Source organism: Streptomyces sp. NPDC087906, from assembly GCF_055584925.1.
The window spans coordinates 70,915-91,120 of sequence record NZ_JBVJLC010000009.1 but is presented as its reverse complement, the minus strand read 5'-3'; the positions used below and the strand labels follow the sequence as shown (position 1 = coordinate 91,120).

Here is a 20,206-nt window from a genome sequence, read left to right as displayed (position 1 = left end):
GCGATACCGACAGCGCTTGAGAGATCGTTGCTGGGAGGCAAGGTTCTTCGGATCGGGGAGGTGAGGGATTCGCACAGCGGGTCCTCAACGCATGGTGATTTCAACCCGGACGGAATCGGATGCGGGCTCATCGACGAGCGTGTCGTGGCGCGGTGCCCCGTACCCGGTGCTGGTGGCTGACACCCGCGGGACTCTTGTCTTTGTGAACGAAGCGGCGGGTGCGCTTCTGCCGCGGGCCCGAGCGGGCGCCGCGCTGGACGATGTGGCGCCGGACTGGCTGTCCTTGGCGCACGAGACGTTCCAGCCGTCTCTCCCGGACGCATCCCTGGGCACATCCCTGGGCACATCCCAGGAAACCCCGACAACGGACGTTGTCCGGGGCACTGTGGGCGAGCGCAGTTTCGAGGCCCATCCGACCGTCCAGACAGGCCCGGCGTCCCTGGCGGCCCAAGCGGCCCCGGGCGAGCGCACCGTGGCATGGTGGCTGGTCGAGGACACGGATCAGCGGCTGGCGCGCGAAGCGCTGCGCATGGAGCGCTCACACACCGAACTTCTCGCCCGCTCCTCCAACTTGTTGCTCTCCTCTCTCAACCTGGAACGCTGCATGGACGTGACAGCGCAGATGGCGGCAGCCCATCTCGCCGACGCGGCGCTGGTCATCGCCACCCCGCGAGGCGGCCGGCTGCCGGTGGTGACCTGTCTGCGCGACGGCACCCCTTCCCTGTCCCACCCGACCGTGGATCCGGACGAAGTGCCGGGCCTCAGCGAGGCGTTGCAGGGCTTCCCGCCGGTGCCGTCGCGCTGGCTGGACCCTGTCCTCGCGCCGAAGTGGCTGGTGCCCGAGGGGTTCGGCACGGTCGGCTCGATCGTGATCACCCCGCTGCCCGGCCACGGGATGCCGGCCGGGGCCCTGGTCCTGCTGAGACGTCCGGACACGCCCGCGTTCACGGAGCGCGAGGAAGTCTTCGCCCGGCTGTTCGCCGCGCGTGCGGGCGCCGCGATGTCGGCGGCGCGGCTGTACGCGGAGCAGTCGGCGATCTCGGAAGTCCTGATGCGCGAACTGCTGCCGCCCGCCCTGCACCAGGTCGGCGGGGTCGACTTCGCCGGTGGCTACCGGCCGTCCGGGGACCACGAGCGGATCGGCGGGGACTTCTACGACGTACACCCGTCGGCCACGGAGGGTGAGGCGTCGCTGGCCGTGCTCGGAGATGTCTGCGGCAAGGGGCTGGAAGCAGCCGTGCTGACGGGCAAGATCCGCAACACCCTGCACGCCTTGCTGCCCATGGCCGACGACCACCAGCAGATGCTCAGCCTGCTCAACACGGCGCTGCTGAACTCCCACCACACCCGGTTCGCGACGCTGGTCCTGGCTTCGGCGCTCCGCCAGGGGCACGAGGTGCGGTTGCGGCTGACCAGCGCCGGCCATCTCGCCCCGCTGATCCTGCGGGCCGGCGGTGAGGTCGAGGAGGCCGACACGCACGGCACGCTGGTCGGCGCGATCCCCGACGCCCGCTCGCACACCACGGCGCTCACCCTCGCACCGGGCGAGACGTGCGTGCTGTACACGGACGGGATCACGGAGGCGCGCGGCGGCCCGCTGGGCGAAACCCTGTTCGGCGAGAAGCGGTTGCGCCGCACGCTGTCGGAGTGCGCCGGCATGCCGGCGGAAGGGATCGTGGAGCGGGTGCAGATGCTCGCCTCCGAGTGGGTCGGCGACGGCCGCCACGACGACATGGCCGTCGTGGTGATCTCCGCTCCGCGTACCCACCACCTCAGTGCGGTGAACGGCCGCACTCGGGGCAGGTACACCGCGTGAGCCCGAGCACCTCAGCTTTCCCCGCCGCCTCGGCCCCGCACGGGGCCGGGCGGTGGGCGGACGAGCTGTGGCAGGCCGTCGCACGCGCCGACGAGTACACCGCGACGGCTGTGGTGGTGCACGCGCTGGAGCAGACCCTGGACCCGGAAGGCGTGTTGCTCGACTTGATCGCGCCCGTGCAGGGCAGGGTCGGCGAGGAGTGGGCGGCCAACCGGCTGAGTGTCGCGCAGGAGCACGCTGCCACGGCCATCAACGACCGGGCCGTGGCGGCGCTTTCGCTGCATCCCCTGGCCTGTAAGGCCGTTGAGCGGCCGGGCAGGATCACGGTCGCCTGCGTCGATGGCGAATGGCACGCCCTGCCCGCCCGGATCCTGGCCGAGGTGCTGAAGCTGCGCGGCTGGCAGGTCGACTACCTCGGCGCCCAGGTGCCCACGCCCCATCTCATCACGCATCTGCACCGCGCGAACTGCGACGCGGTCGCGCTTTCCAGCTCGGTCGCCACCCGGCTGCCCGGCGCACACGCGGCGATCACCGCCTGCCAGGCGGTGGGGGTGCCGGTCCTCGTCGGCGGAGCCGCCTTCGGTACGGACGGCCGCTACGCCCGCCTCCTCGGCGCCGACGCCTGGGCTCCCGACGCCCGCGCCGCCGCCGACCTCCTCGTCCGCACCCCGCTGTCGCGCCCGCACCCCCACCACCAGGCCATCGACGACCTGCCCCATCTGGCCGACCAGGAGTACACCATGGTCGCCCGCAGCGGCCGGGCCCTGGTGCGCGCGGTCTTCAGCAAGCTGGAGACGGCCTTCCCCGCCATGCGCGACTACAGCGAACCGCAGCGTGAACACACCGCCGAAGACCTCGCGCACATCGTGGAGTTCCTCGGCGTCGCCCTCTACACGGGCGACGCCGACCTCTTCACCGACTTCCTCACCTGGACCGCCGCGATCCTCACCGCCCGCGACGTGCCCGCCCACAGTCTGCCCCCCGCACTGCGCTTCCTGGCCGCCGAGCTGAAGGACTTCCCTCGCGCGACAAGGATCGTCCAACTCGGCGCCGAGCGCCTGACCTTGTCCTCCCTCATCACCGCCGGGAGCACCGCATGACCACATTGCCCCCCAGCCACCTGCGCCTGACGGCCGTCGACACCGAGACGACGGTCCGCATAGAGCTGCACGGCGACCTGGACTTCGACAACGCCGACCAGCTCCTGACGGCCGTCACCGGCAAACTCATGGACAACCCGCACCTGCGCGACCTGCACCTGCACTGCGCGGGTCTCGGCACCACCGACTCCATGGGCCTGGCGACGCTGCTGATGATCCGCCGCCGCGCCGACGACGCGAACGTACGCCTCCACCTGGACGACCGCTCACCGGGCCTGAACCGGCTGCTGTCGATCACCGGCACCCTCGACCACCTGACGGCGGCACCCGCCGACGCGGACGACACCTTCGCGGAAGCCGAAGAATCCTCCGGCGGCCAGGAGCAGGCGCTCTCGGCCCGCATCCCGGGCCCGGACCACGGCGCCTGAACTGGTCAAGCCACATCCGGAAGGCGTCAGTGGTGGTGGCCCTGCCGGCCGAGGGTTTCCACCGGGGTGGCGCCCGGACGGGTCCACTGCGGTACGGGGCGGCTGGTCGGCCCCCAGGTGGGGGTGCCGTCCGCGTCCGCGCGCCAGGACCAGCACGCGTCGCGGCCCTCGGGCCAGCCTTCGGGGGTGTCCTCCCACGCCTCGCGGCGGCCGTAGGGCGTCATGTCGAACAGCCCGATGGAGCCGTTGACCCGCTCGACGCCGCGGCCCGTTGTGGCGTACGTCAGGAAGACCCGGTCGCCGTCGCGCAGGTAGCTGGTGAGGGAGCCCATGCTGTCGCCGATCGGCGCGTCCGCGTCGCGCACCGAGTACCAGGGCTGGGTGTAGCCCATGAACGCGACGTAGGGGGCGACCTCGTCCCAGCGGCCCGTGGTCAGGACGGCGTACGAGACGCCGCCGGCGTTGAGGTACGTGGCGTCCCACAGGTGCCAGGCCGAGGTGGTGCAGCCCTCGCACTGCCCCTGGTGCGGCGCGCCGTCGTGCCACATGTGCTTGTAGACGACCAGCTCGTCGCGGCCCTGGAAGAGGTCCAGGAACGGGACGGCGCCCTCGGCCCCGACGACCTCGGCCTTCCCGTCGAACTCCACCATCGGCAGCCGCCGCCTGGCAGCGGCGATGGCGTCCCCCTCCCGGGTGTGGGCCTTCTCGCGGACCAGCAGCTCGTCGCGGGCGGCCTGCCAGGTGGCCAGGTCGACGACGGGCGGACGGGCGGCGGCCGGTGTGCTGGTCTGGTCGTTCGGCGCGCTGGTCGGATCGTTCGGCGTGGTGGTCATGGTGCCTCCGTGGCGTCTCGTACCGGGCGGCGTCGTACGGCGTACTACGACGCTCACCCGAACAGACCCGCGACCGGGCCGAAACTCATCGCGGCAGGAGCGCCCCACCGGCCCGCGTGCCGCCCACCGAGCCGTTCGTTATGGTTTCGTGACCATCCGGACCAACGTCCATCATGTGGCGTGAGCAGTCTGCGCTGCCATGCCCTCCGTACGACAGCAAGAACCCGCACCTCACACCGACAGCACCGCCGCCGCCCACCGGCGCGGCCGTACGCGTGGCCGTACGCGCGGCAGTGTCCGCCGCCGCGTCCGCCGCCGCCGACGCGCGGTACTGCTCGGCGCCCTCGTCACCGTCGGACTGCTCGGTTCGGCGGCGTTCTTCCTCGGCGGCGAGCGCGGTGACGTGTCGAGCGCCCCTTCGCGGGCGCCGCGCGTGGTGTACGTCAGGCCGACCCCCGCCGCCCCCTCCCCCAGCCTCGCCCCCACCCCCGAGCCGACACCGTCGCCGTCCGCCCCCGGCGCGACCAAGCTCCCCGCGTCGGGCCCCGGTACGTTCGCCACCGCCCGCACCAAGGGCGCCACCGGCACCACGGTCGGTCACGGCACCGATCCGCTCCGCTACCGGGTGGAGGTCGAGGACGGTACGGGCCTGTCGCCCGTCGCCGCGGCCGACGAGATCGCCGACATACTGGGCGCTCCCCGCGGCTGGACCGACGACGGCGTCTCCTCGTTCCAACTGGTGGGCCCCGGGCAGGCGTACGACCTCCGGGTGCGGATCGCGACTGCGCATACGGCCGACCGCCTGTGCTGGGCGGGCATCCACCAGGACACCGGAGGCGAGTACAACTGCGAGGTCCCCAACGGGGTGGTGGTGAACCTGAAGCGCTGGACCAAGGGCTCGCCCACGTTCGAAGGACCGATCCACGACTACCGGGCGCTGATCATCAACCACGAGATGGGGCACTTCCTGGGCCACCAGCACGAGTCCTGTCCGGGCCCGGGGCGGTTGGCCCCCGTCATGATGCAGCAGATCAAGGGCCTGCACGGCTGCGTCGCCAACGCGTGGCCGTACGACAAGAAGGGCCGCCCGGTCGCGGGACCGCCGGCGCTGTGAACACATGCGCTTTACACACACGGACTGCGCACACACGGACTGTGCACACACCGGCACCTACCGTCGTCTCGGCATGCGTGATCCTGCCTGACCTGGTTCGCTGGTACGGGGGCCGTCTCAGCATGGATGCGGGAGATCCGATGAGCACCTATCGAGTCGCACAAGTCGACGTCGCCAACGGTCCGTTCACGATCACCGAGCGCGAGGTACCCGTCCCCGGCCCGGGGCACGTACGGGTACGGGTCGAAGCCTGCGGCGTCTGTCACAGCGACGCCTTCTTCGTCAGCGGCGGACTGCCCGGTGTGACCTTCCCCCTCGTCTCGGGGCACGAGATCGCGGGACGTATCGAGGAGGTCGGTGAGAGCGTCTACGAGGGCTGGCGTGCGGGCGACCGCGTCGGCGTCGGCTGGTTCGGCGGCAGTTGCGGCCACTGCACGCCCTGCCGGCGGGGCGACTTCATCGTCTGCGAGAACCTCAAGGTGCCCGGCTGGAGTTACGACGGCGGCTTCGCCGAGACGGTGATCGTGCCGCAGGACGCCCTGGCCCGGATCCCCGACGGCCTCTCGGCCGCCGAGGCGGCGCCGCTCGGCTGCGCGGGGGTGACCGTGTACAACAGCATGCGGCGCAGCTCCGCCCGCGCCGGTGACCTGGTCGCCGTCCTGGGCATCGGCGGACTGGGGCATCTCGGCGTCCAGTACGCGGTGGCGATGGGGTTCGAGACCGTGGCGATCGCCCGTGGCGCCGACAAGGCCGACCTGGCCAAGCAGCTCGGCGCGCACCACTACATCGACAGCACGGCCGGCACCTCGGTCGCCGAAGCGCTCCAAGCCCTGGGCGGCGCTCGGGCGGTCCTGGCGACCGCCGCCAACTCGCGGGCCATCTCGGCCGTTGTGGACGGCCTGCTGCCGCGCGGCGAACTCATCGCGGTGGGCGCTGACACGGCGTCCCTGGACATCGCCCCCACCCAACTGGTCATCCCTGGCAGGGTCGTGCAAGGCCACCCGTCCGGCACGTCCCAGGACGTCGAGGACACCTACGCGTTCAGCGTGCGCAGCGGGGTCCGTCCGATGGTCGAGACCGTGCCGCTGGACGCGGCGGGCGAGGCCTACCAGCGGATGATGTCCGGTGACGCCAGGTTCCGCATGGTGCTGACCATGTCCTGAGCGGGGGCCGCTCGCCTCTCAGCCCTGGTCACCCCGAGGCGGTCACCCCGAGGCCAGCCCTGATCACCCCGAGGCGGCCTCCGGCTGACCGGAGGCCGCCACGCTCACCAACTGGTGCTTCATCAGCGGCTGATCACTCTGCGGGCTGTAATCGCCGAGCCCGCAGAGGATGTTCAGCTCCGGCATGTACCCGGCCACGTTGCCGCGCGGGATGTCGTAGGCGACGACGTGGTATCCGTACACCGAGCGGGTGCTGCCGTCGCGGGCGTGGCTGGTGATGTCGATCAGGTCCAGCTCGCCAAGCCCGCGTGCCGCCATGTCCTCGCGGTTCATGAAGAGCAGGGTGCGCAGGTTCTTCACCCCGCGGTAGCGGTCGTCGTCCGAGTAGATCGTGGTGTTGAACTGGTCGTGCGAGCGCATCGTCGACAGGACGAGCCGCCCGTCCGGCGGCACCACGTCCGGCAGGGGCGAGTCGTGGAACTCGGCGCTGCCGGAGGCCGTGAGGAAGACGCGGTCGCGGGCGGGCTGGGCGATACGGAAGCCGAGGGGCTCGCGCACCCGGCGGTTGAAGTCCTCGAAACCCGGGAGCACGCGTGCCATGGTGTCGCGGATCCGGTCGTAGTCGGCGGTGTACGACTCCCACGGGGTGTGCGACGCCGGCAGCGTCGCGCGGGCCATCCCGGCCAGGATCGCGCACTCCGACTTCAGGTGGGGCGACACAGGATGCCGCATGCCGTACGAGATGTGCACCATGCTCATCCCGTCCTCGACGCTCACGCCCTGCTCCCCCGCGGCCTGCATGTCGTGTTCGGTGCGCCCGAGGCACGGCAGGATCAGCGCCCGCCTGCCGTGCGCGAGGTGGCTGCGGTTGAGTTTGGTGCTGACCTGGACCGTCAGTTCGGTGGTGCGCAGCCCGGCGTCGGTGGCATCGGTGTCGGGCGTGGCCAGCGCGAAGTTGCCGCCGAGCGCGACGAACACCTTCACCTTCCCCTCGCCCATGGCCTTGATCGTGTGGACGGTGTCCAGGCCGTGCGCACGCGGCGCGTTGATCCCGCAGACCTCGTCCAGCACGTCGAGGAACCGGGGCGTCGGACGGTGGTCGATACCGCACGTCCTGTTGCCCTGCACGTTGCTGTGCCCGCGCACCGGCGAAGGCCCGGCGCCCTCCCGGCCGATGTTGCCCCGCAGCATCAGCAGGTTTACGATCTCGCGGACCGTGTCGACCCCGTGCTCCTGCTGCGTGAGGCCGAGGCACCACGAGATGACCGTGCGGTCCGAACGGAGGTACGCCTGGGCCAGTTTCCTGATCTGCTGCTCGTCGATCGCGGACTGGCGGACCAGGTCCGCCCACTCCGTACGCCGTACCAGCTCGCGGTACGCGTCGAAGCCCGCCGTGTGTCCTTCGACGAACTCGCGGTCGAGTACGGCCGGATCGTCCTCGGCGGCTTCGAGTACGGCTTTGGCCACGCCGCGCAGCAGCGCCAGGTCGCCGCCGATGCGCACCTGCACATCCATGGTGCCGGTGTCGGTGGGGTGGAAGGTGGCCATCGCGCCGAATTCGTGCGGCACGATCGTGCGCCGCGAGGCGGCCTCGACCAGCGGATTGACGTGCACGATCTGCACGCCCCGCCGGTACGCCTCCGCCAACGCGGTCAGCATCCGGGGGGCGTTGGTGGCCGCGTTGACCCCCATGACGATCAACAGGTCTGCTTCTTCCCAGTCCTTGAGGTCGCAGGTGCCTTTGCCGGTGCCGAGGGACGCCTGCAACGCGCGCCCGGAGGCCTCGTGGCACATGTTCGAGCAGTCGGGCAGGTTGTTGGTGCCGAATTCGCGCGCCCACAACTGGTAGAGGAACGTCGCCTCGTTGCTCAGCCGCCCTGAGGTGTAGAACGCGGCCTCGTCCGGGCTGTCCAGTCCGCGGAGCGCCGTACCGACCAGGTCGAACGCGTCCTGCCAGCCGATGGGCACGTACTTGTCGGTGGCCGGGTCGTAGACCATCGGCTCGGCCAGCCGCCCCTGGTCCTCCAGCGCGAAGTCGCTCCAGCCGGACAGTTCCGTGACGGTGTGCGCGGCGAAGAAATCACGGCCCGCCTTCTTGTGCGTCATCTCCCACGTGACGTGCTTGATGCCGTTCTCACACACGTCCAGATGCAGGCCCTTGATGTCGTCGGGCCAGGCGCACCCCGGGCAGTCGAACCCGCCGTTCTCGTGGTTCATCTTCATGACGGCCTTCGGACCGTTCGCCGGCTCGTGCGTCCTGGCCAGGACCTTCAGCACACTGCGGGCGGCGCCCCAGCCCGCCGACGGCGCCGTGTCGTCCTGCTGGGACGGGGCCTCCCCCGGGCGGTTCGGGCCGCGCCCGCGCGCCGCGACGCCGGGCGCTCCCCGGCCCAGGTCGTCCCCGGGAACCCTGCGGGGCGTGTTCGACATGAGGATCTCCTCGTCGCACGAATTATCGTGTGATTCCGGACATCACCTCAGGCTACGCCGGGTCGCCGGGACCCTCATCCGCTGGGTGGTCAGCGCCGATGGCGCCGCGCCCCGCCAGCCGCAGGAGCAGGACCACCGAGGGCAGGATCAGCACCACCGCCACGCACGCGACGCCCACGAGCACATCGAGGGTGGCGTCGGGGGACGCGGCGTCGTGCAGCGAGAGGTGCGTACCCAGCAGGTACGGGTACTGCGACACACCCCAGCCGCACACCACGAGCGCGACGGCCCCCGCCGCGATCACGCGCTGGCCGCGGGTCCGGCCCGCCCACAGCCCGAGCAGGCCGAGCACACCGCCGAGCGCGGCCAGGACCACCAGGGGCAGCGCCCGGTGGCTGAGGTTGTGGAAGAGGCGGGGCGCGTCCGACCGGAGGACGAAGATGCCGCCGATGCTGACGGCGCCGGTCACCGCGCCCACGGCCAGGCTCCGGTCGCGGAAGTAGCGGTACATCCCCCGGTCGCCGGCGCGGTGCGTGGCCACCATCAGATAGGTGGCGGCGAGGTACGCGCAGACGAGCACCGCGAGCACGCCGCCGAGGGCGCTGGTGGGGTTGAGCCAACTGGTGACGGCGTCGCCGTTGCCCCGGGTCGGCACCCGGCCCGAGGCGAGGGCCCCGGCGACGGAGCCGAAGCAGTACGGCGTCAGCACCGACGAGAGCGCGAACGCGGCTCCGTACAGGCGCTGTTCGCGGGTGCGGATGGCGGTCTTGCGGAACGCGAACCCGGCGCCGCGCAGCACGATGCCGAGCGCGGCGAGGACCAGTGGCAGGTAGAGGGTGGTGGTGATGGCGGTGAACGCGGTGGGGAATCCGCTCCACAGGATGACGAGGCAGTAGATCAGCCAGGTGTGGTTGGCCTCCCACACCGGGGCGAGCGAGGCGTCGATCGCCGCGCGTGGCGCGCGCCCTCGGCGCGCGCCGCCGGCGACCAGGTCCCAGAAGCCGGCTCCGAAGTCGGCGCCGCCGAGCAGGCAGTAGGCGATGACGCCGATGAAGAGGAATACCGCCACCGCGTCGGGCACGCTAGGACACCTTTCCCTGGGAGTGCCCGGCTTGCGCGGCGGGCGGTGGGCCAGGGGGCCCGTCGCCCGACTCGGGACCGTACGGTACGTCGACGGTCTCGTCGCCGTGCTGCCGCCAGCGGGACCGCATGGACCGCAGCACCCACAGCGCCCCGGCGCCGACGGCGAGGTAGAGGGCGAGGACGCAGCCGAACAGCGCCCACAGGTTGCCCCGGGTGGTCACGGCGTCGCGGGTGAGCAGCAGCCCGTCCACGGTCCAGGGCTGGCGGCCGACCTCGGTGACCACCCAGCCGCTCTCCAGGCACAGGATGGCGACGAGGCCGCTGACGGAGGCGGCCCACAGGAACGGGCGGCTGACGGCGATACGTTCGCGGCGGCGCCACCACAGCCAGGCGTACCAGAGCGCGAGGAGCAGCAGGAGGCTCGCGGTGCCGACCATGATGTCGAACGCCCAGTGGACGATGTTGACCTGCCGGTCCGTGGGCCGTACGCCGGCGGGGATGGCGTCGATGCCCTTGATGGTGGTCGACGGGGAGAAGCCGGCCAGCAGGGAGGCCACGTCGGGGACGGGCAGCCCGTAGCGGGCCTTGCCGTCGATCAGCACACCGCCCAGCGTCTCGGAGACATGGCTGTCGGTCTTGGGAAGCAGTTCGATGGCGGCGAACTTGTTCGGCTGGTCGTTGAAGACCTGCCGGGCGATGGTGTCACCGACCAGCATCTGGAACGGCAGTACGCAGGCGGCGACGGTGAAGCCGATCGTGAAGCCCAGCCGGTGGTAGGCGCTCCTGCGGCCCTTGAGCATGCCCCACGCGTACACCCCGGCGACGGCGAAGCCGGCGACGATGTACGCGGCGAGGAGCATGTGCAGGAACTCCCACCAGAAGGCCTTGTTGAAGAACACCTCGGCGGGCCGTACGCCGACGACCGTGCCGTGCCGGACGGTGATACCGCCGGGCTCGTTCATCCAGGAGTTCGCCGCGATGACCGAGGCGGTGCCGCCGATGCTCGACAGCGCGACGGGCACACCGGACCAGAAATGCGCCCAGGGCCGCATTCGGCCCCATCCGTAGATGTAGATGGAGACGAAGATGGCCTCAAGAAAGAAGAAGAGCCCTTCGACGGCGAAGGGGAATCCGAAGGCGGGGCCGTATTTCCTCATCAATCCGGGCCACAGAATGCCCAGTTCGAAGGAGAGCACGGTCCCCGTGATGGCTCCGACGGCGAACAGCACGGCCGCCACCTTCGACCACCGCCGCGCCAGCAGCAGTGCCTGGCTGTCGCCGGTGCGCAGGCCGCGGTGGTGGGCGATGAGCATCAGCGTGGTCAGGGCGACGCCGAAGGGCACCAGGATGATGTGGAAGCCGAGGGTGAAGGCCATCTGCTCCCGGGCCGGGAGGAGTTGGGCGGGCTCTGCGGGCAGCGCCAGGAGGTGCCGGGCCACGTCGGACGGTCTGAACACCTTGCACCTCTGTTTATGCGAAGTGCGTGAATTTTAGGTTTTTCGCGCACCGAGGATGCGGTGACGCGCCGCCGCCTTCACCGCATTCGGTGCGTCGGGCAACAAGAATGGGCAGATGGATATCCGGCGGTTGCATGATTTTCCAGGCCGCGCCGCAGGACGGCTGCTGATCGTTCCCATTGCGCTGATTATTGTGATCATCACGGCGGCCCTGGTGTCGCCGAGCGATGTCTATCTCAGCCCGCTGCTGGTGATCGCACCGGCGCTGACCGCGTCGTTCGCCGGGCCCTGGCGCACCGCCATCATCGCGGCGGCAGCGGTGGTGGCGCAGGTTGTGATCACGGCGCTGGACGGCGGGGTCGGCACCACGAACCACGAGTGGCAGTTCGCCGCGCTGGTACTGCTGTCGGCGGTGGTGGTCTTCTTCTGCTACCTGCGCGAGGCGCACAGCCAGCAGTTGAGCCGGGTACGGGTGGTGGCGGAGACCGCCCAGCGCGTCCTGCTGCGGCCGCCCCCCGAACGCCTGGGACCGCTGGGGGTGGCCTGGCGGTATCTGACGGCCGACGCCGACGCGCAGATCGGCGGTGACCTGTTCGCCGTCGTACGCCCCGACAGGACCCGCAGCCGGGTCGTCATCGGCGACGTACGGGGCAAGGGCCTGGCCGCCATCGGCGAGGCGTCCGTCGTCCTGGGCGCGTTCCGCGAGGGGGCCAGGCACTGCGAGACGCTGGCCGCGCTCGTACAGGCGATGGAGGACAGCGTCAGCGCGGACATCGAGGACGCGGGAGACATCGAACAGGACCCCGGTGAGCACTTCGTGACGGCCCTCGTCCTGGACCTGCCGGACGCCACCGGACAGGGCACGATGATCAACTGCGGCCACCCGCCGCCCCTGCTGCTGCGCGACGGCCACATCACGGTCCTGGAGTCGAGCGACCCCGCACCCCCACTGGGCCTCGGCAGCCTGGCGGCCCCCGGCCTGCACACCGACACCTTCACCTTCGCCGAGGGCGACACGCTGCTGCTCTACACGGACGGCGTGATCGAAGCCCGCTCGCCCCAGGGCGCGTTCTACCCCTTGGCCGAGCGCGCGGCGGCCTTCCCGCTGACCGGCCCGGAGGAACTGCTCCACCACCTGCTCCAGGACATGACGGCACACACGGAAGGCCGGCTCTCGGACGACGTGGCGGTCCTGGCGATCCAGCAACTCCCGCCGCCGCCCCGCATCCCGGTCAGCGCCGAACGGGACCGATGACTGCGGGACCGATGACTGCGGGCCGCACCCCGGAGGGCGCGGCCCGCAGTGACGCGTCGGGGGGGCTCAGTATCCGTAGATCAGCTTGTACGCGATCTCCGGGAGGAACTGGCCGGCCGCCGAGCCCGCGCCGACTCCGCAGTCGCCGTCGGAGTCACCGGGGGTCTTCAGCCACAGCAGCATCTCCGCCCCGCCGCCCGTCTGGCTGGCGGCGCCGGTCTTCCGCCCGGCGGGGTTGCACCACTCGCCGTTGGAGTCGTTGCCGTTGCGGCTGGTGTCGATGACGAACGGCTTCGTGTAGCCGAAGGACGACGACAGCGCCGAGTTGACGGAGTTGCCGTAGCCGATGTTCCGGTCGTTGCTGTAGTAGTTCGAGATGTTCGAAGCGAAGCCGTGCGCGTCGCGGATCCCCGCGCCGTCGAGAGCCCGCGCCATGGCACCCGCGTCGATCCAGCCGGGATTACCGGCGTCCAGGTACGTCCAGGTGTTGGGCGCCTGCGCCGAGAACTGCGCCACGGCGTCCTTGAGCATGCCGTTGCGCTCGTCTATCGCCTGCTGGGACATGCAACTGAAGTCGCCGAGGGAGTCGGGCTCGATCACCACGAGCGCCGGTCGGCCGCCGATGGCCGAGGCGAAGGAGGAGATCCAGGAGCGGTACGCGTCCGGAGAACCGGCACCGCCGCCGGAGTGCCCGCCGCAGGCGTCGCGGCCGGGGATGTTGTAGGCGACCAGGAGGGGAAGCTTGTCGGCGGCGTCGGCGGCTCCCACGTACGAGCCCACCGCCGCCCCGATGTCACCGCTCCAGGCACCGAACCAGCGGGCCATGGGCCGCGAGGCGATGTTGTCCCGGATCGCCGCCGCCCGCCCGTCACCGGGGTTCGCCGCGACCCAGGCGGCCGGATTCGAGTTCGGGTCCACGTAGAACCCGCTGGTCATACCGATCGGATCCGCCTGCACGCCGGCCTCGGCCTGCACGCCGGCGGCGGCCTGCCCGACGCCGAGGGGCAGGACCAGACACGCGAATGCCGTCGCGGCGAGCGTACGCATCATTTTTCTCATGAGCGCAAACCTCTCTGGGAGCGCTCCCACCTTGGCGATGACTCAGCCGCGGGGGAACGCAGGTGGGGGGAGGGTCGAGCGGCGGACCCCTCGGAATTCTCCGAGAACCGCCGCTGTCAGACGAGACAGTGACAGGGGCCACAGTCCGCTGTCAATGAGTTCGACGAGGCTCTAGGGATGTCCGGGAGGGCGCGACGGCGGACGCCCACCGAGACGCGCGCCGAGCAACCGCAGCCCGGAATCCGCCGGATGACGCCCCCTCACGAGGCGGCCACCGCAGGTGACGTGGGAGGTCCGGGACGCCGTCCGTGGTGGGCGGCAGACGAGTCGGGCTGTACGCCGGGTTCTGTCGCCCGGTCGCCTCGCGGCGGCCGGGGAGGCGGCCATCCATCTAGGGCCGGCGTTGCCGCCGGCCTCGTGCGGTCTACCCGCGGACTCGGGCGAGCAGCCCTCGGACGTCCGCGCAGGGCCGTCAACCGACGGCCCCTCTTGACCTTGCTCCGGGTGGGGTTTACCTAGCCGCCCGAGTCACCTCGGGCGCTGGTGGTCTCTTACACCACCGTTTCACCCTTACCCGGCACCGAAGCGCCGGGCGGTCTGTTTTCTGTGGCACTGTCCCGCGGGTCACCCCGGGTGGGCGTTACCCACCACCCTGCTGTGTGGAGCCCGGACGTTCCTCGGCAAGATCGGAGATCTTGACGCGGCCGCCCGCCCGGCTCGTCTGCCGTGGGGCTCATGTTACCCGGCCGGAGGGGTGCGGAACGCCTCGGCGGCTGTTCGCCTACCCTGGCGCCCGGGGGCCGCGCACCCCGTCAGTTGATCCCCCGAAGGAGAACCACCGTGCTCGTGCTGCTGCCGCCGTCGGAGGGAAAGGCCGCGTCCGGGCGCGGTGCCCCGCTGAAGCCCGAGTCGCTGTCCCTGCCGGGACTCGCCGGGGCGCGGGAGGCCGTGCTGGACGAGCTGGTCGAGCTGTGCGCCGCCGACGAGGAGAAGGCGCGCGAGGTGCTCGGGCTGACCGAGGGGTTGCGCGGCGAGGTCGCCAAGAACGTACTGCTGCGGACGGCGGGGACCCGGCCGGCCGGGCAGCTCTACACCGGCGTGCTGTACGACGCGCTGGACCTGGCCACGCTGGACGCTGCGGCGCGGCGGCGGGCCGCGAAGTCGCTGCTGGTCTTCTCCGGGCTGTGGGGCGCCGTGCACATCGGTGACCGCATCCCGCCCTACCGCTGCGCGATGGGCGTGAAGCTGCCCGGCATCGGCGCGCTCGCCGCGCACTGGCGCGCTCCCATGGCGGCCGTCCTGCCGTCGGCCGCCGAGGCGGCGGGCGGCGGTGTCGTCCTGGACCTGCGGTCGTCGGCGTACGCGGGCGCCTGGCGCGCCGAGGGTGAACTGGCGGGCCGTACGGCGACGGTACGGGTGCTGCACGCGCAGATCGACCCGGCGACCGGCGCCGAGAAGCGGTCCGTGGTCAGCCACTTCAACAAGGCCACGAAGGGCCGGATCGTCCGGGACCTGCTGACGGCGGGCGCCCGGCCGAAGGATCCCGCGCGGCTGGTGGAGGCGCTGCGGGAGCTGGGGTACGTGGTCGAGGCGACGCCCCCGGCGCGTGCGGGGAAGACGTGGGAGCTGGATGTGGTGGTCTCCGAGATCCACTGATCCGCTTGGGCGTCATCCAGCCGTCATGCTGTCATGACCGTCCGTTGCATCCTGCGCAACGGGCATTGCGGACGGTGGGACGCGCGCGGCAGGATGACCCCCATGACCTCCGTGCTCGACCTCGCCCCCGTGATACCGGTCGTCGTCCTCGACGACGCCGCCGACGCCGTACCGCTGGCCCGCGCCCTGGTCGCCGGCGGCCTGCCCGCGATCGAGGTGACGCTCCGCACGCCCGCCGCGCTGGACGCGATCCGCGCGATCGTCGACGGTGTGCCGGACGCGGTGGTCGGCGCCGGTACGGTGCTGACGCCCGCCGCCGTGACCGATTCCGTGGCGGCGGGGGCCCGGTTCCTGGTCAGCCCGGGGTGGACGGACACCCTGCTGACGGCAATGCGAGGGTCAGGGGTGCCGTTCCTGCCGGGGGTCTCCACGACCTCCGAGGTGGTGGCGCTGCTGGAGCGCGGGGTGACGGAGATGAAGTTCTTCCCCGCGGAGGCCGCGGGCGGCACGGCCTATCTCACGTCCCTGTCGAGCCCGCTCCCCCAGGCCACCTTCTGCCCGACCGGCGGCATCACGGCCGAGTCGGCGCCGTCGTACCTCGCGCTGCCGAACGTCCGCTGCGTGGGCGGCACATGGATGCTCCCGGCGGACGCCGTCGCGGCGAAGGACTGGGACCGGGTGGAGGCGCTGGCGCGCGAGGCGTCCACACTGCGGCTCAGTCGCCGGGCCTGAGCTACGGGGGGCCTGGCCTACGGCTCGAACGACAGCGAGGCGAAGTCCGCCACCGGGCGGTAACCGAGCCGCTGGTAGAGCGCGTTGCTCGTCGGGTTCGCCAGGTCCGTGAAGAGGACGACCTGTTGGGCGCCCGCACGCCGCGCCGCCTCACCGGCCGCCGCCGTCACCGCTCCCGCGTAGCCGCGTCCGCGCAGTCCGGCAGGGGTGTAGACGGGTGCGATCCGGATCTGTCCGGCGACGAGCGGGGAAACACCGGCCATGGACACCGGACTGCCGTCGACCTCCCACAGGAACAACCGGCCTTCGGCGGCCCGCTGTTCGGCTGCGGCGCGCGGCTCCGTCCGGCGCGGCTCCGTCCGGCGCGGCTCCCCCGCCTCGGCGGCGAACGCGCTCAGCCACCGCGCCACCAGCGGTACGTCGTCCGCGGCCGCCGGCCGTACCCGTCCCCGGGGCGCCGGGAGTTGGGGCGTCGGCTCGCCGAGCCGGTAGAGCCGCATCTCCTTGGCCGCTGTCCAGCCGCCGTCGCGCCCCGTCCACGCCCGCGCGAAGGCCGCTGCGGTCTCGGCCGTCCCCCGCACCCCGGTCACCGGCACCAAGCCGTCGGCGCGCAGCACGCCCACCAGTTCGGTCACCGCACGGGCCGGCAGCGGCCCGAGGAAAGGCGGCAGCGGCGGCGTACGGAAGAACGCGCCGGTGACCGGCGCGTCCGGCCGCTCGCGCCACCAGCCGAACTGCGCCGAGGACGCCCCCCGTTCGCGGCGCAGCGACTCGCTGACGGTGAGCAGTACGGAGTGCCGCGCCGCGTCGGCGGCCAGATGCTCGTCGGCGGCGCGGCGGAACTCCTCGGCGTCCGAGGTCAGTTGCCAGGTCATGGCTCATGATCCCGGCCGACAACAGGCCGCCGCAACCGTATTGACGCCTGCGCCTCAGCGCAGGTGCGACGTGTCGTTCAGCAGCCGCAGCGACGCGTTGCCGTCCGTGTAGTGCGCCACGACCGACACCGAGGCCGCCGAGAGTTCCATCCGGAACAGCGACTCGGGCGGTGCGCCCAGCGCCAGTCGTACCAGCGTCTTCACCGGGGTGACATGCGTGACGACCAGCACCGTACGGCCCTGGTACCGCTCCAGCAGCCGGTCGCGGGCCGCCTCGACCCGGCGGCCGACCGTGTCGAAGCTCTCGCCGCCGCCCGTCGGTGCGACGGAGGTCGAGCCGAGCCAGGCCGTCAGGTCGTCGGGGTACCGGTCGCGCACCTCGGCGAAGCTCAGCCCTTCCCAGGCGCCGAAGTCCGCCTCGCGCAGCCCTTCTTCGATCCGGACGTCGAGTCCGAGCCGGGCCGCCACGGCTTCCGCCGTCTCGCGGCAGCGCCTGAGCGGCGACGACACGATGTCCTGGATCGTGCCGCGCGCCGCGAAGGCGGCGGCTGCCGCCTCGGCCTGGCGGCGGCCGACCGCCGACAGCTCGGGGTCGGTGCCGCCGCTGCCCGAGAACCGCTTGTCGGGGGTGAGGTGCGTCTCGCCGTGCCGCAGCAGGACGAAGGTGGCGGGCGTCCCGAGATCGGCGGCGCCCCAGCCGACGGCCGGGGCCTCTTCGCTCTCGTCCGAGGCGGCGGCGGTGTCGGAAGCGAAGTCAAGGCCCGTCTGGACGTGCCCTGTCACCGCCGCGCCTCGCCCCGCCAGCGCCGCCCGCGCCTTCGCCGCACCGGCCGCCGCGTCACCGGGAACCTGCGCCTGGGTCACCGCGGCCGTACGGGCAGCGCGCGCGTCCAGTTCGGCGGTGGAGGCGGACTGCTCCCACTGCTTGCCCTTCTTGCCCGCGTCCATCGCCTCGTTGGCCAGCCGGTCCGCGTGCTTGTTCTTCTCGCGCGGGATCCACTCGTAACTGACCTGCCCGGTCGGGAAGATCCGGGCTGCCTCAGCCGCCAGCGGCTTCATGTCCGGGTGCTTGATCTTCCAGCGTCCCGACATCTGCTCGACGACGAGTTTGGAGTCCATCCGGACATGCACGACGGCCGCGGGGTCCAGCGCCTTCGCCGCTTTGAGCCCGGCGATCAGGCCCTTGTACTCGGCGACGTTGTTGGTGGCGACGCCGATGTACTCGGCGGCCTCGGCCAGCGCCTCGCCGGTCTTCGGGTCGAGGACGACCGAACCGTAGCCCGCAGGGCCCGGGTTGCCACGGGAGCCGCCGTCCGCCTCCACCACGAACTTCGGGGTCTGCCTGGGCATCGCTACCGCCTACAGGCCCGAGTCGGAGGTGCGGACGAGGATGCGGCGGCAGTTCTCGCACCGCAGGACGGTGTCCGGGCTCGCCGCCTTGACCTCGTTGACCTCGGTGATGTTCAGCTCAAGCTGGCAGCCCTCGCACTTGCGCCGGAAGAGCCGGGCCGCGCCCACCCCGCCGTGCTGGGTGCGCAGCTTCTCGTACAGCTTCAGCAGATCGGCCGGTACGGACCCGGCGACGACCTCGCGCTCCTTGGTGACGGAGGCGATCTCGGCGTCGAGGTCCTTGGTGGACGCGTCGCGCCGTACGGCGGCGTCGTCGTTCTTCGTCTGCACGGAGGAGACGCGCTCGGTCAGCTCGGCGACCCGCTCCTGCGCGGACTCGCGGCGCTCCATGACCTCAAGGACGACGTCCTCCAGATCACCCTGGCGCTTGGCGAGCGAGACGATCTCGCGCTGGATGCTCTCCAGGTCCTTGGGCGAGGAGACGGCGCCGGAGTCGAGGCGCTGCTGGTCGCGTGCGGCGCGCTGGCGGACCTGGTCGACGTCCTGCTCGGCCTTGGTCTGTTCGCGGGCGGTGTCGCTCTCCTCGGTCTGCGCCGCAACGAGGAGGCTGCGCAACTGGGCGAGGTCGGCGGTGAGCGATTCGATCTCGGCGTGCTCGGGCAGCGAGTCTCGCTTGTGGTCGAGCTGCGACAGTCGTACGTCGAGGGCCTGGACGTCGAGGAGTCGGATCTGGTCGGCGGGCGCGGCGTTCAGTTGGGGGCTCCTGAAGAGTGATGGGAGGACCAGGGGTCGGTGACCGTCTTCGAGACGTGGACCCGCAGGTCCCAGCCATGGCGGTCGGAAATCTCGTCGAGCTGGGCGGCGGCCTGCTCGCACCAGGGCCATTCGGTGGCCCAGTGCGCGGCGTCGATCAGCGCGAGCGCGCTGTGCTGGGTGGCTTCGGAGACCGGGTGGTGGCGCAGGTCGGCGGTGACGAAGGCGTCCACGCCCGCCGCCCTGACCTCGTCGAACAGGCTGTCGCCCGAGCCGCCGCTGACGGCGACCGTACGGATGAGGGCGGCCGGGTCGCCCGCCACGCGGATGCCCTGCGCGGTGGCCGGCAGCCGGTGCGCGACGCGCGCGGCGAAGTCGCGGAGGGCGGCGGGGCGGTCCAGCTCGCAGATCCGGCCGAGGCCGCGCCGTCCCGCCGGGTCGGTGGGGTCGGGCACGAGCGGCCGTACGATCCGCAGGTCGAGCGCGCCGGCGAGGGCGTCGGAGACTCCGGGATCGGCGCTGTCGGCGTTGGTGTGCGCGACGTGCAGGGCGATGTCGTTCTTGATCAGTGTGTGGACGACCCGGCCCTTGAAGGTGTCGGCGGCGACCGTCGTCGTCCCGCGCAGATAGAGCGGGTGGTGGGTGACGATCAGCTCGGCGCCGAGTTTCACGGCCTCCTCGGCGATGTCGTGCACCGGGTCGACGGCGAGCAGGACGCGGGTGACGGTGGCGTCGGGATCGCCGCAGACCGTGCCGACGGCATCCCACTGTTCGGCCCGCTCGGGCGGCCAGAGGGCGTCGAGCGCGGCGAGGACTTCGGACAGACGGGGCACGGGGAAAGGCTACCTGTCCCGCGTACCCCGTCGCCCATGGCTTGGGCAGCCGCTTTTCCGGCGGCACACCGCGTGAGATCCGGCGGCACACCGCGTGAGATCCGGCGGCACACCGCGTGAGGTCCCGGGGTACACCGCGTGAGGTCCCGCGACACGCCGTCGCCGGGGTGCGGCGCCGCCGTACGGTCCCGCCGTTGCCCGGTTGGCACGGGCACGCGTTACGAGCACGGCGCCACGGACCGGGCCGCAGGCGCCCGCCCCGTACCCGC

Annotated in this window: 18 protein-coding genes and 1 other RNA gene; 9 read left to right on the top strand and 10 right to left on the bottom strand. The window is 71.7% G+C overall.

Annotation, left to right across the window (positions count from 1 at the left end):
- Positions 1-91: 91 nt before the first annotated feature.
- From ACZ63I_RS24895 to ACZ63I_RS24885, 3 genes are read left to right on the top strand one after another with little or no spacing between them, the layout of a single operon-like run.
- On the top strand, positions 92-1,816 hold the full coding sequence (locus ACZ63I_RS24895) for a PP2C family protein-serine/threonine phosphatase (protein WP_469341209.1): 1,725 nt from the start codon (positions 92-94) through the stop codon (positions 1,814-1,816).
- Positions 1,813-2,916 (top strand): cobalamin B12-binding domain-containing protein, encoded by a 1,104-nt coding sequence (locus tag ACZ63I_RS24890; protein ID WP_469341208.1) that lies wholly within the window; start codon positions 1,813-1,815, stop codon positions 2,914-2,916. The genes ACZ63I_RS24895 and ACZ63I_RS24890 overlap by 4 nt, the downstream gene beginning before the upstream one ends.
- Positions 2,913-3,344 (top strand): STAS domain-containing protein, encoded by a 432-nt coding sequence (locus ACZ63I_RS24885; protein ID WP_469341207.1) that lies wholly within the window; start codon positions 2,913-2,915, stop codon positions 3,342-3,344. Before ACZ63I_RS24890 ends, ACZ63I_RS24885 begins: the two co-directional genes overlap by 4 nt.
- Before the next feature lie 26 nt (positions 3,345-3,370).
- On the opposite strand, the gene ACZ63I_RS24880 is transcribed toward ACZ63I_RS24885, so the two are convergent.
- The gene (locus ACZ63I_RS24880) at positions 3,371-4,177 is read right to left on the bottom strand and encodes a DUF899 family protein (protein ID WP_469341206.1); all 807 of its coding nucleotides are present in this window, start codon (positions 4,175-4,177) and stop codon (positions 3,371-3,373) included.
- Between the two features lie 199 nt (positions 4,178-4,376).
- Between ACZ63I_RS24880 and ACZ63I_RS24875 the strand changes: the two genes are divergently transcribed.
- Positions 4,377-5,291, top strand: a complete 915-nt coding sequence (locus ACZ63I_RS24875; protein WP_469341205.1) for a DUF3152 domain-containing protein — start codon at positions 4,377-4,379, stop codon at positions 5,289-5,291.
- 140 nt (positions 5,292-5,431) lie between these two features.
- Entirely contained in the window at positions 5,432-6,454 is a 1,023-nt protein-coding gene (locus ACZ63I_RS24870) for an alcohol dehydrogenase (protein ID WP_469341204.1), read from the top strand.
- A 63-nt stretch (positions 6,455-6,517) separates the two neighbouring features.
- Here the strand turns inward: ACZ63I_RS24870 and ACZ63I_RS24865 are convergent, their stop codons facing one another.
- From ACZ63I_RS24865 to ACZ63I_RS24855, 3 genes are read right to left on the bottom strand one after another with little or no spacing between them, the layout of a single operon-like run.
- Positions 6,518-8,884 (bottom strand): FdhF/YdeP family oxidoreductase, encoded by a 2,367-nt coding sequence (locus ACZ63I_RS24865; RefSeq protein ID WP_469341203.1) that lies wholly within the window; start codon positions 8,882-8,884, stop codon positions 6,518-6,520.
- A gap of 52 nt (positions 8,885-8,936) precedes the next feature.
- A complete protein-coding gene (locus ACZ63I_RS24860) occupies positions 8,937-9,965 on the bottom strand; it encodes a cytochrome d ubiquinol oxidase subunit II (RefSeq protein ID WP_469341202.1) in 1,029 nt (342 codons plus the stop codon).
- A 1-nt stretch (position 9,966) separates the two neighbouring features.
- Positions 9,967-11,424 (bottom strand): cytochrome ubiquinol oxidase subunit I, encoded by a 1,458-nt coding sequence (locus ACZ63I_RS24855; protein ID WP_469341201.1) that lies wholly within the window; start codon positions 11,422-11,424, stop codon positions 9,967-9,969.
- A 130-nt stretch (positions 11,425-11,554) separates the two neighbouring features.
- On the opposite strand from ACZ63I_RS24855, the gene ACZ63I_RS24850 reads away from it, so the two are divergent.
- Complete coding sequence (locus ACZ63I_RS24850; protein WP_469341200.1) at positions 11,555-12,679, top strand: PP2C family protein-serine/threonine phosphatase; 1,125 nt, start codon at positions 11,555-11,557, stop codon at positions 12,677-12,679.
- A 66-nt stretch (positions 12,680-12,745) separates the two neighbouring features.
- Here ACZ63I_RS24850 and ACZ63I_RS24845 read toward each other — a convergent pair whose 3' ends face one another.
- The gene (locus tag ACZ63I_RS24845) at positions 12,746-13,738 is read right to left on the bottom strand and encodes a glycoside hydrolase family 6 protein (RefSeq protein ID WP_469341199.1); all 993 of its coding nucleotides are present in this window, start codon (positions 13,736-13,738) and stop codon (positions 12,746-12,748) included.
- A 319-nt stretch (positions 13,739-14,057) separates the two neighbouring features.
- Positions 14,058-14,458: RNase P RNA component class A (rnpB, locus tag ACZ63I_RS24840), an RNA gene on the bottom strand.
- Positions 14,459-14,578: 120 nt separating this feature from the next.
- Between rnpB and yaaA the strand changes: the two genes are divergently transcribed.
- Positions 14,579-15,394, top strand: a complete 816-nt coding sequence (yaaA, locus tag ACZ63I_RS24835) for a peroxide stress protein YaaA (protein WP_469341198.1) — start codon at positions 14,579-14,581, stop codon at positions 15,392-15,394.
- 102 nt (positions 15,395-15,496) lie between these two features.
- Positions 15,497-16,126 (top strand): bifunctional 4-hydroxy-2-oxoglutarate aldolase/2-dehydro-3-deoxy-phosphogluconate aldolase, encoded by a 630-nt coding sequence (eda, locus tag ACZ63I_RS24830; RefSeq protein WP_469341197.1) that lies wholly within the window; start codon positions 15,497-15,499, stop codon positions 16,124-16,126.
- Between the two features lie 17 nt (positions 16,127-16,143).
- Here the strand turns inward: eda and ACZ63I_RS24825 are convergent, their stop codons facing one another.
- Genes ACZ63I_RS24825 through ACZ63I_RS24815 form a run of 3 tightly spaced genes read right to left on the bottom strand, consistent with a single transcriptional unit; the run spans position 16,144 to position 19,044 of the window.
- Positions 16,144-17,001, bottom strand: coding sequence for a GNAT family N-acetyltransferase (locus tag ACZ63I_RS24825; RefSeq protein WP_469341196.1), 858 nt, complete (start codon positions 16,999-17,001; stop codon positions 16,144-16,146).
- A 54-nt stretch (positions 17,002-17,055) separates the two neighbouring features.
- Complete coding sequence (locus ACZ63I_RS24820) at positions 17,056-18,351, bottom strand: bifunctional RNase H/acid phosphatase (protein WP_469341195.1); 1,296 nt, start codon at positions 18,349-18,351, stop codon at positions 17,056-17,058.
- A gap of 9 nt (positions 18,352-18,360) precedes the next feature.
- Positions 18,361-19,044: a zinc ribbon domain-containing protein gene (locus tag ACZ63I_RS24815; protein WP_469341367.1), complete on the bottom strand. Its 684-nt coding sequence runs from the start codon at positions 19,042-19,044 to the stop codon at positions 18,361-18,363.
- Here ACZ63I_RS24815 and ACZ63I_RS24810 point away from each other — a divergent pair.
- Positions 19,003-19,125 carry a hypothetical protein gene (locus ACZ63I_RS24810; RefSeq protein WP_469341380.1) on the top strand — a complete coding sequence of 41 codons (123 nt, stop codon included), beginning with the start codon at positions 19,003-19,005 and terminating at the stop codon, positions 19,123-19,125. The two genes, ACZ63I_RS24815 and ACZ63I_RS24810, sit on opposite strands and share 42 nt — an antisense overlap.
- On the opposite strand, the gene ACZ63I_RS24805 is transcribed toward ACZ63I_RS24810, so the two are convergent.
- Positions 19,101-19,937 carry a Nif3-like dinuclear metal center hexameric protein gene (locus ACZ63I_RS24805; RefSeq protein ID WP_469341194.1) on the bottom strand — a complete coding sequence of 279 codons (837 nt, stop codon included), beginning with the start codon at positions 19,935-19,937 and terminating at the stop codon, positions 19,101-19,103. The two genes, ACZ63I_RS24810 and ACZ63I_RS24805, sit on opposite strands and share 25 nt — an antisense overlap.
- Positions 19,938-20,206: the final 269 nt, after the last annotated feature.